This is a genomic window from Paenibacillus ginsengarvi (assembly GCF_003626695.1).
In the GTDB taxonomy this organism is placed as follows: domain Bacteria; phylum Bacillota; class Bacilli; order Paenibacillales; family NBRC-103111; genus Paenibacillus_AB; species Paenibacillus_AB ginsengarvi.
This window is the reverse complement of record NZ_RBAH01000001.1, coordinates 521,133-538,448: the sequence shown is the minus strand read 5'-3', so window position 1 is coordinate 538,448 and position 17,316 is coordinate 521,133. Positions and strand designations below refer to the sequence as shown.

The 17,316-nt window shown below is 55.6% G+C and carries 15 protein-coding genes; 11 read left to right on the top strand and 4 right to left on the bottom strand.

Annotated elements, in window-relative coordinates; genetic code table 11:
* Positions 1 to 18 precede the first annotated feature (18 nt).
* From D7M11_RS02815 to D7M11_RS02800, 4 genes are all read right to left on the bottom strand, one after another.
* Positions 19 to 900 carry a phytanoyl-CoA dioxygenase family protein gene (locus tag D7M11_RS02815; protein WP_120745610.1) on the bottom strand — a complete coding sequence of 294 codons (882 nt, stop codon included), beginning with the start codon at positions 898 to 900 and terminating at the stop codon, positions 19 to 21.
* 115 nt (positions 901 to 1,015) lie between these two features.
* Positions 1,016 to 1,879, bottom strand: coding sequence for a helix-turn-helix domain-containing protein (locus D7M11_RS02810; protein ID WP_120745609.1), 864 nt, complete (start codon positions 1,877 to 1,879; stop codon positions 1,016 to 1,018).
* Between the two features lie 177 nt (positions 1,880 to 2,056).
* Positions 2,057 to 2,404 (bottom strand): hypothetical protein, encoded by a 348-nt coding sequence (locus tag D7M11_RS02805; protein ID WP_193556080.1) that lies wholly within the window; start codon positions 2,402 to 2,404, stop codon positions 2,057 to 2,059.
* A gap of 19 nt (positions 2,405 to 2,423) precedes the next feature.
* A complete protein-coding gene (locus tag D7M11_RS02800) occupies positions 2,424 to 2,642 on the bottom strand; it encodes a hypothetical protein (protein ID WP_120745608.1) in 219 nt (72 codons plus the stop codon).
* Between the two features lie 172 nt (positions 2,643 to 2,814).
* On the opposite strand from D7M11_RS02800, the gene D7M11_RS02795 reads away from it, so the two are divergent.
* The 11 genes from D7M11_RS02795 to spoVE all read left to right on the top strand — a co-directional run bounded on the left by D7M11_RS02795 (position 2,815) and on the right by spoVE (position 17,315).
* Entirely contained in the window at positions 2,815 to 3,906 is a 1,092-nt protein-coding gene (locus tag D7M11_RS02795; protein WP_120745607.1) for a DUF4349 domain-containing protein, read from the top strand.
* Positions 3,907 to 4,053: 147 nt separating this feature from the next.
* Positions 4,054 to 4,491: a division/cell wall cluster transcriptional repressor MraZ gene (gene mraZ, locus D7M11_RS02790; protein WP_120745606.1), complete on the top strand. Its 438-nt coding sequence runs from the start codon at positions 4,054 to 4,056 to the stop codon at positions 4,489 to 4,491.
* 96 nt (positions 4,492 to 4,587) lie between these two features.
* The gene (rsmH, locus tag D7M11_RS02785; RefSeq protein WP_193556079.1) at positions 4,588 to 5,541 is read left to right on the top strand and encodes a 16S rRNA (cytosine(1402)-N(4))-methyltransferase RsmH; all 954 of its coding nucleotides are present in this window, start codon (positions 4,588 to 4,590) and stop codon (positions 5,539 to 5,541) included.
* Positions 5,542 to 5,599: 58 nt separating this feature from the next.
* Positions 5,600 to 6,010 (top strand): cell division protein FtsL, encoded by a 411-nt coding sequence (ftsL, locus tag D7M11_RS02780; protein WP_158606398.1) that lies wholly within the window; start codon positions 5,600 to 5,602, stop codon positions 6,008 to 6,010.
* A gap of 14 nt (positions 6,011 to 6,024) precedes the next feature.
* Positions 6,025 to 8,307, top strand: coding sequence for a penicillin-binding transpeptidase domain-containing protein (locus tag D7M11_RS02775; RefSeq protein WP_120745603.1), 2,283 nt, complete (start codon positions 6,025 to 6,027; stop codon positions 8,305 to 8,307).
* Positions 8,308 to 8,431: 124 nt separating this feature from the next.
* Positions 8,432 to 10,357 (top strand): stage V sporulation protein D, encoded by a 1,926-nt coding sequence (locus tag D7M11_RS02770; protein WP_120745602.1) that lies wholly within the window; start codon positions 8,432 to 8,434, stop codon positions 10,355 to 10,357.
* 179 nt (positions 10,358 to 10,536) lie between these two features.
* Entirely contained in the window at positions 10,537 to 12,024 is a 1,488-nt protein-coding gene (locus tag D7M11_RS02765) for a UDP-N-acetylmuramoyl-L-alanyl-D-glutamate--2,6-diaminopimelate ligase (protein WP_120745601.1), read from the top strand.
* Positions 12,021 to 13,412: a UDP-N-acetylmuramoyl-tripeptide--D-alanyl-D-alanine ligase gene (locus D7M11_RS02760; RefSeq protein WP_120745600.1), complete on the top strand. Its 1,392-nt coding sequence runs from the start codon at positions 12,021 to 12,023 to the stop codon at positions 13,410 to 13,412. The genes D7M11_RS02765 and D7M11_RS02760 overlap by 4 nt, the downstream gene beginning before the upstream one ends.
* Positions 13,413 to 13,434: 22 nt before the next feature.
* The gene (mraY, locus tag D7M11_RS02755; protein ID WP_120745599.1) at positions 13,435 to 14,394 is read left to right on the top strand and encodes a phospho-N-acetylmuramoyl-pentapeptide-transferase; all 960 of its coding nucleotides are present in this window, start codon (positions 13,435 to 13,437) and stop codon (positions 14,392 to 14,394) included.
* 29 nt (positions 14,395 to 14,423) lie between these two features.
* Positions 14,424 to 15,848, top strand: coding sequence for a UDP-N-acetylmuramoyl-L-alanine--D-glutamate ligase (gene murD, locus D7M11_RS02750; RefSeq protein ID WP_120745598.1), 1,425 nt, complete (start codon positions 14,424 to 14,426; stop codon positions 15,846 to 15,848).
* Between the two features lie 369 nt (positions 15,849 to 16,217).
* Positions 16,218 to 17,315 carry a stage V sporulation protein E gene (gene spoVE, locus D7M11_RS02745; RefSeq protein ID WP_120745597.1) on the top strand — a complete coding sequence of 366 codons (1,098 nt, stop codon included), beginning with the start codon at positions 16,218 to 16,220 and terminating at the stop codon, positions 17,313 to 17,315.
* Position 17,316 lies beyond the last annotated feature (1 nt).

Genomic DNA, 17,316 nt, shown 5'->3' with positions numbered 1-17,316 from the left:
CTTTTTATCGGCGGCTCTTCAGCACTCCGCATTCGTCCATTCGTTCGTAAAGATTCTTTTGTACTCGGCGGCCGTCAGTTTGTTCGCCGATTCCGGCGCGTAATGAAACTGAAGCGCCCGACGCCGCTTGACCGAGAAGTTGGGCGGAGTGCCGTGGTGCAGCAGTCCGGAGAAGAACAGCGCTCCGCCAGGCTGAAGCGGTACAGCGACATCGCGCTCGACAAGTACGCTGCTGTCGCACAGCTGCCAATCGCGCACGGCGTAATGAGGAACGGCGCCGTCGCGATGGGAGTATGGAATTACATGCATACAGCCGTTATCGAGCTCGGCCGGATCAAGCGCGATCCAGATGCCGATAACCGACTTGTCGTAGGCGAGCGGCCCATAGGCCATATCCTGATGCCACGGTTTCTCCGCCCCGCCCGTGGGCGGCTTTAGGATCGCCTGATCCTGGGCGAGCTTGGCTCCTTCGCCGAATAAACGGTTCAAGGCGGCCAACATGCCTTCATGGGCGGCGATCGCTTGCAGCCGCGGCTCATGCTTCACATAATCGTACACTTTTCGCGCCGCAAGCTCCCTCTCCTCATCCGTGCGCAGCACCGCTTTCGGCTTCACAAACTGCACCTTGGAGCCTTGCGAACGATCGTATACGATGTCCATCAGCGCTTCCAGCGAGCTGCGGATCTCCGTCTCATCCAGCAGCTTGTCAACCACGAGATATCCGCGCTCCCAAAATAACGAGACATGCTCTTCCGTTAAGTCGGCGAGCGAAGGGATACGTTCCGATTCAACGCAGTCGTACCGGTATAACGTTCCGGCGATTTGCTTCGCGAGCTGCTCCTCTTCCGTATTCTCGTACGAATGCAGCGTGCGCGTCTCGGTACCCGTTTTTTTCGTCATTCACAGTCAGCCTCCCTATCGTTCGATTTGAATTTATCATAACGGATAAGGGCCGACCGAAGAATGAAGCGATGACGGTTTTTTTTATACTGAAGCCGATACGGGCCGTTGTTCGTTACTTCTGTTCCGCAGGCCCGTGGGCTTTGGCAGGCTCCGACCCCCATTTGTAAGCGGAAGGGGGAGCGCCGTAGCGCATCTTGAACTGCTTGCTGAATAAATAGACGTTTGCGTATCCTAGCGATTCGGCCACTTGCGAAACGTTCATCGTCGTTTCCATCAGCAGATGAAGCGCTCTTTCCAGGCGCACATCGGTCATATACGTCTTGATCGAAGTGCCGGTATGCTGCTTGAACAATAGACTCAAATATTCGGCGGACAGCTGCACATGTTCCGCGAGCTCCTCGCGCGTCAAGCGGCGTCCGGCGTCTTCCCGGATGTAGCCGACGACTCTGGCGATCGTCTGTTTTTGCTTGCTTGCCGCGTACGATTGCCCCTCCTGCTGCTTGCGGAATAGATGGAGAAGCAGCTGTTTCATAGCGAGGGCGAACTCGGCATCGGGCCAGGGCCCCTCCTCGTACAGCGTTTGCAGCAGCCGGTTCAGCAGCATTTCGCTGAAAAGCGTATCGGTTACCTGCGTATGGCGTCCAGGCAGTGCGTCATCGGGAAGACGGAAGCCGGTAGCGCCGTCGGTCATATCGAAATGGATAAAAATAACGGTCAGCCGGTCTTCCGGATCTTGAACGGCTTCCGGCTTGTCGCCCGGCCGGAGAAGAAAGCAGCTCCCTTTGCGAACCGGGTAACTACTTCCGTCAACGCGCATCGTGCCCTTCCCTGCGACAACGTACCACAGATCGTAATCGTTCAGCGGCTGCTGCGGACGCCAGTGCCAGGCCGGCTCGCAGCGCGCTTTGCCTGCGTTGCGGCTGCGCACGAGAGAGCAGGAGAGCAGCGGAGAAAACTTCGGCGAATGATTGTTCAAAAGCTATGCCTCCCGAGGCTAATATTCGAATATATTCATTATTCCGAATATGTCGGCGGTTGTCTATCTTAAACGGCATAACGGCACCGCAGCGCAAAAAGGCCCCGAAACATCGCTTGATGCGATACGGGGGGCCGTTATACTTTTCATAATTTCCGAGCCGAGAGAAACACTGTCTTATGTTTGAGGGGAATCTTGTTCGATCGCTTTGGACTGTTCGCCGATAGCTCCCATGTTCGCAATCGTTTCCTTCGTTTCGTCCGTGCCGAGGTCATATAGGACCCGGTAAATCTCTGTGAGCGAGTAGTCGTAGTAGTCGCTGTCGGAGTCCTGATGGTACGGCAGTCCGGGCATATGGGCGCGAACCGCCAGAGCGTTATCGGCATCGCTCAGTTCACCGAATCGCTCCAGCAATAAATCCACTTCCTGCTCGGTTGCGACGATTTCGAACTCATAGGCGGCATCGCCCTGATTTTCAAGTACGGAGCCGGCCTGCACCGACACGTAATACGTTTTTTTGTCCACCTGTTTCGTCCTCCCCGGATTAAGAATATAGCATCAGTATGGCGGCGCCGATAATGATGACAATCGGAAACAGCACGTAGGCAATTAAGACCGGATTGGCCAGAAAAGGGTGCTTGGCTGTCGTGTCGGACGCGTTATGGTCATAAACGCGCTTATGCTGCCGTCTGCCGACCGCAATCGTCAGAACGAGCCCGACGGCCGTGATCAGGATCAGGAGCCAGGCGAGCGTGTTAATCATAAGAAAAACTCCTTTGGTCCAAATGGTTGTCCTCTTTGTTATCCCCAAGCGGCTGCTCCGTTTATGCATAATTCCGCATTTTTCGTAAGTTTTCTTTCCATAATATTGCAACTATTCCGAATGCTTCGGCGTCTGAAGAGGTGAACCTTTCCAAAATAAGGGGGCACGGGTCATGGCGATGGTACAAAAGAAAAGCTGGGCGGCGATACTTGCCGGCAGTATGCTGACTGCGGCGATGCTGACTGGATGCGGCGCAGCCGCAAAAGACGAAGGCAGTTCCTCCTTGGCGGCGGTAGAAAAGGCGGACTCGGCCCCGGCGAAGAGGGAGGCTCCCGCGGGCGGAGGGGCAAGCAGCGGCAGCAGCCAAACATCCTTATCGAATCAGGCGGCGCCGGCAGAGCGGACGACGGTGGGGGGAGGACCGGCTCCCGCGGCAACGGGCGGCTCGGGAACAGGAACGGGGATAGCGGCGGAAGCGCCTGCGGGACGGCAAATTATTTACAAAGCGAACGTGACGATGGAGGTTGCCGATTTCGCGAGTGCGAACACGGACATAAACAACCGGATTCATTTGGCGGGCGGTTATTTGCTGCAATTTTCCGAGAACCAAACCGATTACGAGAAAAGCGCCACCCTTGTCGTAAAGGTGCCGGCCGGCGGCTTCAACCGGTTTTTGGCCGAGCTTGAGAGCGCCGAGCACAAGTCGATTCAGCGAAGCGTGCAGGGGCAGGACGTATCCGAAGAATTCGTCGATCTGGACGCCCGTCTGAAATCCAAGCAAGCCGAGGAAGCCAGGCTGCTGGACTTTATGGGCAAAGCAACGAAAAGCGATGAGCTCGTCGCTTTCTCCGCACAGATCGGAAAAGTGCAAACCGAAATCGAACAACTAAAAGGCAGAATGCGTTATTTGGAGCAAAACGTCGCGTATTCGACCGTAGAAATCAGACTGTATCAAAAAATCGCTAAAGCGGGTTTAAGCGGTAACCAAGACCAGACTCCCTTCGCCGCCAAACTGTCGAAGGCGCTTACCGGCAGTTCGAATGTGCTGATCGTAATTTTGCAGGGCCTTTTAATCGTCCTGGCGGCAGCCCTTCCGGTGCTCGTCGTTGCTGCGATTATCGGCGTTCCGCTTTATATCCTGTACCGGAAGCGGAGAGCGAACAGTATGCGGCAGCAGGAGCGGGCGAGACAGATCCGATTGCAAAATTCGGCTGCCGCAGGGGAAGAATCCGACGCGGAGCGGAAGCAAAATGGGGCGGAATAAATCGCGATAGCCTGATTTTAAACAGATTTGTGAACATATTTTCAAAAATCTTGCCTAAACAAGGCAGGATTTTTTTTTTGTTTGCCGAATTACAAGTTCAGAGTGGTGGAAAGTGGGTGAATGTGGGGAGAAAGGGGGGCCAAGTAGATGTTCATGGGGGAATATCAGCACTCGATCGATGAGAAGGGTCGAATGATCGTTCCCGCCAAGTTCAGGGAATCGCTTGGAGCCCAATTCGTCGTCACCCGCGGACTCGATAACTGCTTGTTCGTTTACCCGCATGCGGAATGGACGGTACTCGAGCAGAAGCTGAAAAGCTTGTCGCTGATGAAAGCAGACGCCCGCGCCTTTACCCGTTTCTTTTTCTCCGGGGCGACGGAGTGCGAGCTGGATAAGCAAGGCCGGATCAACATCCCGAACAACCTGTGCGAATACGCGAAGCTCGTCAAAGATTGCGTCGTGCTCGGCGTTTCCAACCGGGTGGAGATTTGGAGCAGAGAAATATGGGAACACTACTTCAAGCAGTCGGAGGAATCTTTCAACGAAATTGCCGAGAAGCTCGTGGACTTCAACTTTGATCTATAAGTTTTGTTTTTTAGTTTCACGTTAAGCGAGCATAAGCGACACAGCTTCGATATAGGACTTATCCGGATGAACGATGGACAACAGGAGGACTACAGATTGTTTGAGCATGTAACCGTATTGAAGGAAGAGTCGGTAGAGGCGCTGCATATTCGCCCGGACGGCATCTATGTGGACTGCACGATGGGAGGAGCCGGACACAGCTCGCTGATCGCTTCGAAGCTGGGGGAGCGAGGCAAGCTGATTGCGTTCGACCAAGACGATATTGCGCTGGACAACGGGAAAATCCGGCTTGCTCCGTACGGCGACCGCGTACATCTCGTGAAGAGCAATTTCCGTTATTTGCGCAGCGAGCTGAAGCGGCTTGATTTCGTGCCGCAAATGGACGGCGTGCCGCAAGTGGACGGCATTTTGTTCGACCTCGGCGTGTCGTCGCCGCAGCTTGACGAAGCGGAGCGCGGCTTCAGCTACAATCACGATGCGGAACTGGACATGCGCATGGACCGCGATACGGATCTGACCGCTGCGGATATTGTAAACGAATGGAGCGCGGACGAAATCGCCCGCATTTTGTTTGAATACGGCGAGGAGAAGTTTTCCCGCAAAATTGCCCGGCTGATCGAGGAAACGCGCAAAACGACCAAAATCGAAACGACCGGGCAGCTGGCGGAACTGATCAAGGAAGCGATTCCTGCAGCAGCCAGACGAACGGGCCCGCATCCGGCGAAGCGAAGCTTTCAGGCGCTCCGAATCGCAGTCAACGATGAGCTTGGCGCGTTCGAGGATTCCGTCAAACAAGCGATCGCGTGTCTAGCTCCGGGAGGAAGGGTCGCCGTTATTACGTTCCATTCGCTGGAGGACCGGATATGCAAGCATGAGTTTGCAAGGCATGCGCCCAAGTGTACGTGCCCGCCGGATTTCCCAGTTTGCGTCTGCGGCCGTAAGGGAGATCTTGCCCTTGTTCACCGCAAGCCGATTGTGCCGTCGGCTGCCGAGCTGGAGGTTAACCCGCGCGCAAGATCGGCCAAGCTGCGTGTCGCGGAGAAAATGTAAAACGTAATGCACAAAGCCAGTAGATATGGGGGAACGCCCGAAGGAGGATGACACACGAATGTCGGCATACATCAACGGTAACTTGGCGATTGAGCAAAAACCAGTCAAAAAACCGAAACAGAAACCACCGCAGGAAAAGAAAAAAATCGTCGTCAAAAGGAAATCGATTCCGGTTCAGGAGAAGCTGTTGTATTTGTTTACCGTCATCGTGTGCGTTATGGTGGCGGGCGTTATCATTTGGCGTTATGCGCAAATCTATGAACTCAATACGAGGATGCAAAAAATAGAGAGTCAAATCAAAGTGCTGCAGCTCGAGAACAACAAGCTGAAGCTGGAAATTACGAAATACCAGGACCCGAAGAGGCTGCTCGATCAGGCGAAGGCGATGGGACTCGTTCCGAACGAGGAACTGAACCAGATTACGAAAACGGTGCCGAATAATGACCCGCTTGCCATGAAAAAAGAATAAGAGGTACCAAGCATATGACTAAAAAAGTAAAGCTTCGCACCTTATGGATAGGGGGATTATTCACCCTATTTTTTATTGTCCTTATCGGTAAAATGTATATGGTCCAAATCGTAGACGCATCCGAACTGATCAAGAAGGCGCAGGAAATGTGGGAGCGCAACCGGACGATTCAGCCGGTTCGCGGCATGATCGTCGACAGGCATAGCCAAGTGCTGGCGGAGGACGGGCCGTCTTATACGGTCGTGCTCAATCCAAAAATTATCGACTCGCTCAAAAACGGACGCGAGATCGTAAAGCCGTTGTCCGCGATTCTCGGTAAGCCGGAGGCGGAACTGCTGGAGCTGATGGCGAAGAAAAAAGAAGACGGCACGCTCTCGACTTGGGTCGAGGTACGAAGCGAAGGCTGGAAAATCGATGTGGAGACGGCCGACAAAATCGCGACGGAGCTGAAGCTGACGATGCCGATCAACAGCCAAAGCAATTTGTACACGCATGGGGTATATCTGGAGGAGTCGCCGAAGCGTTATTACCCGGGAGGCAGTTTGGCTGCGCATGTGCTCGGGTATTTCGACAAGAACGGCAAGGCGGTCATGGGGCTTGAGGCGGCATACGACGATCTGCTCAAAGGAAAACCCGGCTATATTGTGACCGAGAAAGACCGGATGGGCTACGAGCTGCCCGATGCCAAAGCGAGCTACGAGCCGGCCGAGGATGGCAAGACGCTGCAGCTTACGATCGACAGAAACATCCAGTCGTATCTGGAAACGGCGATGGAGCGTTCGTTTGCGGAGTTTAAGCCGAAAAGCTTGACCGCGATCGCAATGGACCCGAAGACGGGCGAAATTCTCGGTCTCGCCAATATGCCGACATTTAATCCGTCCAAATATTGGGATGCCAAGCCGGAAGCGTTCCGCAATACGGCCATTTCGTCGCAGTTCGAGCCGGGCTCGACGTTTAAGCTTGTGACGCTCGCAGGCACTGTGGAAGAGGGATTGTTCGACCCGAACGACAGATTCAAATCGGGCTCGATCAAAATATACGACCGGACGTTGAAAGACCACAATAACGGCGCAGGCTGGGGGACGATTACATATCTGGAGGGACTGAAGCGGTCTAGTAACGTGGCGTTCGTGAAGCTCGGCTACGAGAAGCTGAAGCCGGACAATTTCGTGAAGTATATTAACAAGTTCGGCTTCGGGCAGAAGACCGGAATCGACTTGCCCGGAGAAGTGAAAGGGCTGGTGCGGTTTAATTATCCTGTCGATTACGCGACAGCCACGTACGGACAGGGCGGCGTATCGGTTACGGCCATTCAGCAGATTGCGGCTTACGGCGCTGTTGCGAACGGCGGAAAAATGATGCAGCCGCATGTCGTAAAAGCGATTTTGGATCCGAAAACGAACGAGCCGGTTCAAACGTTCGAGCCGCAAATGGTCAGCCAGGTCGTTTCCCCGCAGACGGCAAGCAAGGTGACGGAATATTTGGAGCAGGTTGTGTCCGGCGAGTTCGGCACCGGTAAAAATGCGGCGATAGAAGGCTACCGCGTCGCGGGGAAAACCGGTACGGCCAATATCGTTATTAATGGCAAATATTCGGAAGATCAGTGGGTCATTACATTCGTCGGGTACGCTCCGGTTGAAGATCCGAAGATCGTCGTGCTCGTGCAAGCCGATCAGCCGGATCTGCACGGCAACTACCATAACGGCGGCCTTGTCGCCCCAGTCGTTTTCAAAGAAATCATGTCGCAAAGCTTGCGTTATATGAACGTCAAGGCGACGGTGACGCAGGAGCTCTCTGGCGTCGAGAAGAAGCTGACCGCTCCGGATTTGTCGGGAAGAACGGTGGCCGATGCGAAGAAAGAGCTAGGCAATCTCAAGCTGAAGTACGATTTGCTCGGCAAAGGCGCGAGCGTAATCGCCCAACTTCCGGCAGGAGGTACGGAAATCGGCCAGAACCAACGAATCTATTTGTTGACCGAAGAGAAGGAAGGTGTCGATCTGCCCAACCTGCAGGGCAAATCGCTCCGCGACGCGCTCGCCATCTGCTCGTTCATGAAGGCCGATTGTCAGGTTAGCGGCGAAGGTTATGTCGCCGCTCAAACGATCGTGCCGTCAGAAGATCAGATGAAAGTTAGTCTGCAGCTAGTACCGTGGAACGATCTCGAGAAGGCCAAGGCGGAAGCGGCGAAGGTCGCCTTGCAAAACCAGCAGACGGCCGGAAAGTCGCCGCAAAACGGGAACGGGCAAACCGGCGCGACGCGCACACCGTCCGGCACTCCGCCCAAAACGAAGCCATAAAGCTTGTTCTAACCCCCTCACCCAGCGAATAGCTATGTTATGAAACACTCTAGGCGCGATCAAAAACTATTACTATTTTGATCGCGCCATAGCTATCGGATTAGGGTTCGGAGGGGGTAGAATCGTGAAAGTATCCAGTGTAACGGTCAGACGCAGACTTGTAATCGCCCTGTTTTGCAGCGGAATTATTTTTGTCGCGCTTATAACCCGGCTTGCCTATGTCCAGCTATTTATCGGAAGCGAGCTTGCGAGAAAAGCGGAAGATTTATGGCGCCGGGAAATCCCGTTCGCCGCTAAACGCGGCGAAATATGGGACCGCAACGGCGTGCGGCTTACGTATAACATCAGCTCTCCGTCCATTATGGCGATACCGGCCCAGATCGAGGATGCGCGATCGACTGCGGCCGCGCTGGCCCGTGTGCTGGACATGGGCGAAGACGACGTCTATAAAATGATTACGAAACGCGAGTCCAGCGTGTATATACGCCCGGGCGGCCGTAAAATATCCGAAGACAAGGCGGCGGAAGTCCGCAACCTGAACTTGCCCGGCATCAAGGTCGCGGAGGACAATAAGCGCTATTATCCGTTCGGTACGCTGGCCTCGCATATACTCGGTTTCACCGGAATCGATAAAGGGCTGACGGGAGTCGAGGCGGTGTACAACAGCGAACTTGCCGGCATTAACGGCAATGTTTCGTTTTTGGCCGACGCCTCGGGCGGCGTCATGCCGAACTCCTCCGAACATTACCGCGCGCCTCGCGACGGCTTGAACCTGCAGCTCACGATCGATAAGAACATTCAATCGTATCTGGAGCGGGAGCTCGACCAGGCGATGGTTCAGCATCAGGCGAAAAATGCGATTGCGATTGCAATGGACCCGAATACCGGCGAAATATTGGGCATGTCGGCAAGGCCGACTTACGATCCTACAAATTTTTTGGATTACCCGAGTGAAGTGTATAACCGGAACTTGCCGATCTGGATGACGTACGAGCCCGGCTCCACGTTCAAAATCATAACGCTTGCCGCCGCTCTGGAAGAGAAGAAGGTAGACCTGCAGCGGGATACGTTTTTCGATCCTGGCTTTGTCGAGGTTGGCGGGGCAAGGCTGCGCTGCTGGAAACGGGGTGGCCATGGAAGCCAGTCGTTTTTACAGGTCGTGGAGAACTCATGTAACCCCGGTTTTGTCGCCCTGGGACAGCGGCTCGGCAAAGAAACGCTGTTCGACTATATTCGCCGGTTCGGCTTCGGCCAGAAGACGGGAATCGATCTCGGCGGCGAAGAAAACGGCATCATGTTCAAGTTGTCCAAGGTCGGCCCGGTCGAGCTTGCCACGACAGCGTTCGGCCAAGGCGTATCCGTAACCCCGATCCAGCAAATTACGGCCGTATCCGCAGCCGTGAACGGCGGTAAACTATTCACGCCGCATGTCGCCAAAAACTGGTACAATCCGGAAACGGGGCAAGTGGTAAAAGAAATTAAGTCCGAGCTTGTCCGCCAGGTGATCTCGGAATCGACATCCAAGCAGGTGCGCGAGGCGCTGGAGAGTGTTGTCGCGAAAGGAACAGGGCGCACGGCGTTTATTGACGGCTACCGGGTAGGCGGCAAAACCGGTACGGCGCAAAAAGTAATTGGCGGACGTTATTCGCCCGATGAGCATATCGTCTCGTTTATCGGCTTCGCCCCAGCCGACGACCCGAAAATCGTCGTGTACGTCGCGATCGACAATCCCGTCGGCATTCAATTCGGTGGCGTCGTAGCCGCTCCAGTCGTCAAAAATATTATGACCGATGCGCTCCGGTATATGGGCGTGGAGCCGCGCAAGGACCAGCTCGAGCGGGAATACCGCTACGGGGAAACGAAAGTGGTCGAAGTGCCGGATCTGATCGGACATACCGTCAGCGATATTTACGAAGATATGAATATGAACTTCCGTCTCGAGAAGTTCGGCAGCGGCGACGAAGTGATCAGTCAGGCACCGAAGGGCGGAGAACGGGTGGAGCAGGGCAGCACGATCCGCATCTACATGGGCAAGCACCCGGAATCCTGATTACGACTGAACCCCACAAAGTGAAGATAAGCTACGAAGCGTATTCCGATTACTTTGCGGGGACCCCATTCGATCAAAAATGGTTTGCGTATACCGTGTGTTCAAACGGTAAAGTGTCAATACTGGTAACACTTTAATGAACCGGAATTTTCCAATACGACTACAGATGAGGTGTCATCATGCGGCTAGAGCAGCTCGCTTCGCTATTCATCGGAGCCCGGATTTCCGGCGATCCGTGTACCGTCGTGACGGGCATTCAGACAGATTCGCGCAAAGTGCGCCCGGGTGATCTGTTTCTGTGCATTCCCGGCTTCGTCAGCGATGGTCACGACTTTGCGGCGAAGGCGGCAGAGGCGGGTGCCGCTGCGCTCGTTGTAGAGAGAGACGTGCCCGGGGAGCTCCCCAAGTTGTTTGTGAAGGATGCCAGGTACGCAATGGCCGTTATCGCCTGCGCCTTTTACAACTATCCGAGCCGGGAGCTGAAGCTGATCGGGGTGACGGGGACGAACGGCAAAACGACGACGAGCTCGCTGATAGAGTTCATCTTGCGGGACCAGCGGTACCGGACCGGGCTGATGGGCACGATCAGCATGAAAATCGGCGACGATTGGTTTGAGGCCGAACGAACGACGCAGGAAGCGTCGGATTTGCAAATGAATCTGCGCCGGATGCTTGACGCCGGGGCGGATTACGCCGTGATGGAAGTGTCCAGCCACGCGCTCGAGCTGGGCCGGGTGAAAGGCTGCCGGTTCCGCACCGCGCTGTTTACGAATTTGACCCAGGACCATCTCGACTTCCACCAGACGATGGAGCGATACAAAGCGGCAAAAGGATTGTTTTTCTCCCGGCTCGGCAACGCGTTTTCCGGCGATCCGGACGAAACCGCATTCGCCTTGCTGAACGCAGACGACGAAGCTTCGGCTGATTACGCCAAGCTTACAAGCGCTCAGGTCATTACGTACGGTCTCGGAGAGAACGCCGATGTGAGGGCGACCGATATCCGCATGACCTCCAAAGGAACGCGTTTTACCGTCACGGCGTTCGGCGAGCGTGCGGATATTACGATGAAGCTTGTAGGCAAGTTCAACGTATACAATGCGCTCGGGGCCATTTCATCAACTTTGATCGAGAAGATTCCACTTCCGCTCATCGCGAATAGCTTAGAGAGGGTAAGCGTCGTTCCGGGACGAATGGAAACGGTCGGGGATGATAGCGACTACCTGGTCATCGTCGACTATGCGCATACTCCGGACGGACTGCTTAAGGCGCTCGAGACGATCCGCGAATTTTGCGAAGGACGGATTATTACCGTATTCGGCTGCGGAGGCGATCGGGACCGTTCGAAGAGGCCGATCATGGGATCGATTGCAGCCCGCCACAGCGACTATGTCATCGTTACCTCCGACAATCCGAGATCGGAAGAGCCGGAGGCGATCCTTCGGGAAATCGAGCCGGGCATCGTTCGTGAAGGACTTAGCGCAGAACGCTACGAGCTGATCGCCGATCGGCGGGACGCCATCTATAAAGCAGTTGAAATGGCAAGCCCACGCGATGTAATATTAATTGCGGGAAAAGGGCATGAACCAATCCAAATCGTGGGCGGCGTCCATCATCATTTCGACGACCGGCTTGTTGCCCAGGAAGCGATAAGGGGTAGATCGAAGTGATGATTCGCAAGTTCGGCGAAATCGCCGAAATGGTAACGGGAACGGCAGTGGGCGGCGAAGCGGCGATGCTTGTTCGCGGCGTGTCGAAGGATACGAGGACGATCGAGGCCGGCAATTTGTACGTTCCGATTATCGGGGAGCGATTCGACGGGCACGATTATGCGAAGGAAGCGTACGACCGGGGAGCAAGCGCAACGTTGTGGCAGCGCGATCGCGGTGAGCCGCCGGCAGGAGTGCCGGCCATTATCGTCGACGATACGCTCGCGGCGCTTCAACAGCTTGCGGCGCGGTATCGCGAGCAGCTGCCCGTACGCATTATCGGCGTTACTGGCAGCAACGGCAAGACGACGACGAAGGATATGATAGCGGCCGTGCTGGCCGAATCCTATAACGTGTTTAAGACGGAAGGGAATTTGAACGGCGATATCGGTTTGCCGCTGATGATATTGCGCATGGACGAAAGCACGGAGCTGGCGGTGCTCGAGATGGGCATGCGCGGTTTTGGCGAAATCGAGCTGCTGACGCAGATTGCAAGGCCGGAAGTCGCGGTCATTACGATGATCGGCGAGGCTCATCTGGAGCGTCTTGGCTCACGCGAGGGCATTGCCAGGGCGAAGCTGGAAATTGCGGCTGGACTGCGCAGCGGCGGGGTACTCGTCTATAACGGCGACGAGCCGCTGATCGAGAAGCTGCTGCCTGCGGCGGCCAAACCCGATTCGATGTCGTGCGTTCGCTTCGGGACATCGGATCAGAACGATTTGCAGCTTGGCCGTGTCGGGATCGAAGCGGACGGCTCCAGCTTCACGGTAGGTTCTTCGCAGGAGCCTGTGTACCACATTCCGCTGCTCGGCCGCCACAATGCGGTTAATGCACTGGCGGCCATCGCCGTCGGCCGCCATTTCGACCTGACGCCCGAAGCGATTGCCAGCGGATTGCGCAAGGCTCAGCCGACAGGAATGCGTATCGAGAAGCTGCAAGCACCGACAGGCTTGACCGTTTTGAACGATGCGTACAATGCCAGTCCGGCTTCGACCCGCGCTTCGCTCGAACTGCTGGGGGAACTGACCGGATACGGGCGGAAAATCGTCGTGCTCGGCGACATGCTGGAGCTTGGCGGCGAAGAGGAGCAGTTTCACTGGGAGATCGGCGAGTTTCTCACGCCGGACCGGTACGATTATGTATTTGCGTACGGACCGCTGTCCGTCCATATGGCGGAAGCGGCGCGGCTCTCTTTTCCGCCGGAGCGGGTCAGATGGTTTGCGGACAAAGAAGAGCTGGCGCAGGAAGTCGCATCGGTTGCCGCTCCGGAGGATATCGTGCTCGTTAAGGGCTCCCGGGGCATGCGGCTGGAGGAAGTCGTCCATAAGCTTATGACGTTACAACTATAGAAGGGAGGGGGAACCGACCGTCATGGAAATGAAAGTGATCTTGTTTACAATGGGAGCCGCCTTTTTGCTCGCGCTCATTTTGGGCCCGATTCTGATCCCGATTCTGCGGCGTCTCAAATTCGGCCAGCAAATACGCACCGACGGTCCGCAAGGGCATTTGAAAAAAGCGGGTACCCCCACCATGGGCGGCATCATTATCATGCTCGCGTTATCGATCGCGTTTTTGCGATTTACCGATATGACGGCGGACAGCGTCATTCTGCTGATCGCTTCGCTCGGTTACGGGCTTGTCGGATTTTTGGACGATTATATTAAAATATTGTTTAAACGGTCGTTAGGCCTTACCGCCAAGCAAAAGCTGTTCGGTCAGTTGTTTTTTTCCGCCGTCGTATGTTACCTTTTATATCGAAGCGGTCATACGACCGATCTGGCGATTCCGTTCACCGATTATTCGATCGAAATCGGCTGGTGGCTGTACGTTCCCTTCGTCGTCATCATGATGCTGGGGATGTCCAACGCGGTCAATTTCACCGACGGTTTGGACGGCTTGCTGGCCGGCACGAGCGCGATCGCATTCGGCGCGTATACGATTATCGCGATGGTGCATTCGGAGATGGAAACCGCTATTTTCTCAGCCTCGATGGTAGGCGCGGTACTCGGCTTTCTGGTATTTAACGCTCACCCGGCCAAAGTATTCATGGGCGACACGGGATCGCTCGGCATCGGCGGAGGACTCGCGGCGGCGGCCATCTTGACGAAGTCGGAGCTGCTTATTCTGGTGGTAGGCGCGGTTTTCGTCGTCGAAATGCTGTCGGTCGTCATTCAGGTCGTCTCGTTCAAAACCCGCGGCAAACGCGTATTCCGCATGAGCCCGATTCATCATCATTACGAGCTGGGCGGCTGGTCGGAGTGGCGGATCGTCGTTACGTTCTGGTTTGCCGGACTCGTATGTGCAGGACTAGCGCTGTTCAACATCAATTAGCAATTGTGGAAGGTGGGGAATGCATACTTATGAATCATCCCGAGTTATACCGCGGCGAGGAAGTTGTCATACTCGGCCTCGCCAGAAGCGGTGTGGCGGTGGCGAAGCTGTTCCACGAGTACGGCGCGGCCGTAACGGTAAACGATAAGAAGGATCGTTCTTTATGCCCTGAAGCCGACGAATTGACGGCTCTGGGTATTTCTGTTCTATGCGGGAGTCATCCGGATACGCTGATTCATCCGGGCGTGAAGCTTGTTGTGAAAAATCCCGGCATTCCGTACACGATTCCTCCTGTGCAGGATGCGCAACGGCTCGGCATCGAAGTCGTCACCGAGGTCGAGGTGGCGGGTTACATATGCAAGGCGCCGATCATCGGGATTACCGGTTCGAACGGCAAAACGACGACGACGACCTGGGTCGGGCGAATGCTCGACGAAGCAGGTCTAGGACCGATTGTGGCGGGAAACATTGGGCGTGCTCTGTGCGAAGCGGCCGTCGATGCGACGGAGTCGAATCGGATGGTCGTCGAGCTTAGCAGCTTTCAACTGAAAGGAACGGTTCATTTCCGCCCGGCGATCGCTTGCCTTCTGAATGTATGCGAGACTCATCTCGATTACCACGGCACGATGGAAGATTACATCGCCTCGAAGGCGAAGCTGTTTGCGAACCAGACGGCACAGGACGTTGCCGTGCTGAACTGGGACGATGCGGAATGCCGCGTTATCGCGAAGCAGGCGAAGGCGAGACTGATCCCGTTCTCGACCCGCGAGCGGCTTGGACAAGGCGTTTACTTGGAGCCCCCTTTGGCGTCGCGGGATGCTGCTTTGTCAGACGGCCAGTGGATCGTCTATAAGAACGAAGAGGGTGTAGAGGTCAAGGTGCTGCCAGCCAAGGAGCTCGGCATTCCAGGCGTCCACAATGCGGAAGATGCGCTTGCCGCCATCGCCATAGCATTTGCCGCCGGAGCCGGACTTGAGCCGGTCCGCAAAGCGCTGCGCGAATTTCGCGGCGTCGAGCACCGGCTGGAGCTGGTGCTGGAGCGGGACGGAATCGTCTATTACAATAACTCGAAAGCTACCAATTCGTTTGCCACGATGATGGCGCTGAAGTCGTTCGAGCAGCCGATCGTGCTCATTGCCGGAGGACAGGACCGCAAGTCGGAATTTACCGACCTGCTTCCCTATTTGAAGCGGCATGTGAAGGCGGTCGTCGCGCTGGGCGAAACGAGAAATAAATTCGCGAGATTGGCAGAAGAAGCGGGGATTAGCGCGGTCAAAACGGTCGATACTGGGAACAGTGCAGCCGAAACGCTGGAACAAGCGGTTCGCGAAGCCCGTTCCTTCGCGGGGCCGGGCGATGTCGTGCTGCTCTCGCCGGCTTGCGCCAGTTGGGATATGTTCGAATCTTATGAGATTCGGGGACGCATGTTTAATGAGTCGGTGCATAAGTTGTAGTAAGGGCTTGTTTTATCGGCTGGACGAGGACCGTGAACGAAAAAAGGCTCCACCGGGTTAAAAGCAAAAGCGAACAGGAAGCGTGGAAGTCAGGAACGAAAAGTACGCTGCACCCGCTCTTGAAATCGTGTCCTTGGAATTGGTGTTATGCGGTTAGGACACGATTTCAAAGGCGGGACGTAAACTTTCCGCTGTACTTTTTCATTCCTTTGGTAGCTCAGTTCGCTTTTGCAGCCCGTCGGAGATTCGTTCACAGCCTCAGTGACAGACGCTGCAAGCAAGCCCGAGAGAGGGTAGGTAGAGAAGAGAGAGCCGATTAAGCGGCTCAAACTCCAATCCGCCGCCCCCGTCTATGGAGGTTATGCGGCGATGTCGAAGATGCGTTCGTTCCCCGACCCGTGGATTCTAGTATCCACGCTGATCATTTTGACGTTCGGCGTTGTAATGGTATACAGCGCCAGCGCGGTTCTAGCTTTTCACGATTACGGCGATTACTTCTATTATTTGAAAAGGCAGCTTATATTCGCCCTTCTCGGCGTAGCGGCGATGTTCGTTACAATGAACGTCGATTACTGGGTATGGAAAAAGTATGCAAAGGTCGGGCTTATCGTCTGCTTCGCGCTGCTCGTCATCGTGCTTATCCCCGGCATCGGGGTCGTACGCGGCGGCGCGCGCAGCTGGCTCGGCATCGGCTCCTTCGGCATCCAGCCCTCGGAGTTTATGAAGCTCGGCATGATTGTGTTCCTGGCCAAGCTGCTGAGCGAGGAGCAGTCGAAAATTATGCAATTTACACGCGGCCTGCTGCCGGCGCTCGGACTGATCGGCGTCGCCTTCGGTATGATTATGCTCCAGCCGGACCTCGGAACGGGAGCGGTGCTGGTCGGCGCTTCGCTGCTGATCATTTATACCGCCGGCGCGCGTCTGTCGCATTTGGCTTATCTCGGGCTTGTCGGACTGGCCGGTTTTGTCGGCTTGATTGCGGCCGCTCCTTACCGTTTGCAGCGCATTACCGCCTTTCTGGACCCATGGAAAGACCCGCTAGGCGCGGGTTATCAGTCGATTCAGTCGCTGTATGCGATCGGGCCGGGGGGACTGGCCGGACTCGGGCTAGGAATGAGCCGGCAAAAGTACAGCTACTTGCCGGAGCCGCAAACGGACTTTATATTTTCCATCATCGCCGAGGAGCTCGGTTTTATCGGCGGCGCGACCATACTGCTCCTGTTCACGCTGCTCGTCTGGCGCGGGATGCGGACGGCGATTACCGCCCCTGATACGTTCGGCAGCCTGCTGGCCGTCGGAATCGTCGGCATGGTCGCGGTGCAGGTCATTATCAACATCGGGGTCGTCATCGGCATGTTCCCCGTTACCGGCATTACGCTGCCGCTAATTAGCGCGGGAGGCTCCTCGCTCACGCTAATGCTGACCGCCATCGGCGTTCTGCTTAATATTTCCCGCTATGCGAGGTGAG